Annotated in this window: 1 protein-coding gene and 3 tRNA genes; all 4 read left to right on the top strand. The window is 54.3% G+C overall.

Annotated elements, in window-relative coordinates; translation table 11 throughout:
• Positions 1-171 precede the first annotated feature (171 nt).
• Positions 172-257, top strand: a tRNA-Tyr gene (locus tag NCR35_RS14285).
• A gap of 30 nt (positions 258-287) precedes the next feature.
• Positions 288-361: transfer RNA gene (locus tag NCR35_RS14280), tRNA-Gly, on the top strand.
• Between the two features lie 16 nt (positions 362-377).
• Positions 378-452, top strand: a tRNA-Thr gene (locus tag NCR35_RS14275).
• A 62-nt stretch (positions 453-514) separates the two neighbouring features.
• The coding region (locus tag NCR35_RS14270) for a GTP-binding protein (RefSeq protein ID WP_042615313.1) at positions 515-597 on the top strand (83 nt) is incomplete at its 3' end.

Below are 597 nucleotides of genomic sequence, written 5' to 3'. Positions count from 1 at the left end.
GTGTGAAAGTAGGTAATCGTCAGGCTCCCCCTTGCTCAAACAAAAACCCCACCCCGAAAAGGTGGGGTTTTTGCGTTGGGGCGACAACTATAAGTGAGAGCCTCATCGATTCGCTTCGCAAGAAGCACTTGACAACCGCGTGTTGTTACCCCATAATCGATAGTTCTCTGCGGAGGGGTGCCCGAGTGGCTAAAGGGGGCAGACTGTAAATCTGTTGGCTTACGCCTACGTTGGTTCGAATCCAACCTCCTCCACCAGAATTCAAGCGGTAAGGGAATCTAACCCTCGCGGGTGTAGCTCAATGGTAGAGCAGAAGCCTTCCAAGCTTATGACGAGGGTTCGATTCCCTTCACCCGCTCCAGTGTCGGTTTTGTAGTGCCCATGTGGCTCAGTGGTAGAGCACTCCCTTGGTAAGGGAGAGGTCGGCAGTTCGATCCTGCCCATGGGCACCAGCTGTATCAGTCTAGTAAGTTGCGCGCGGCGCAAGGTGCGAAAATCCTGTTAGGAGTCGAAAATGGCCAAAGGTAAATTCGAGCGGACCAAGCCGCACGTGAACGTGGGCACGATCGGTCACGTTGACCACGGCAAGACCACGCT

The organism is Caballeronia sp. AZ10_KS36 (assembly GCF_023631105.1).
GTDB lineage: Bacteria > Pseudomonadota > Gammaproteobacteria > Burkholderiales > Burkholderiaceae > Caballeronia.
Note: the sequence above shows the minus strand (reverse complement) of the source record. Positions and strands in the feature narration are given on the sequence as shown.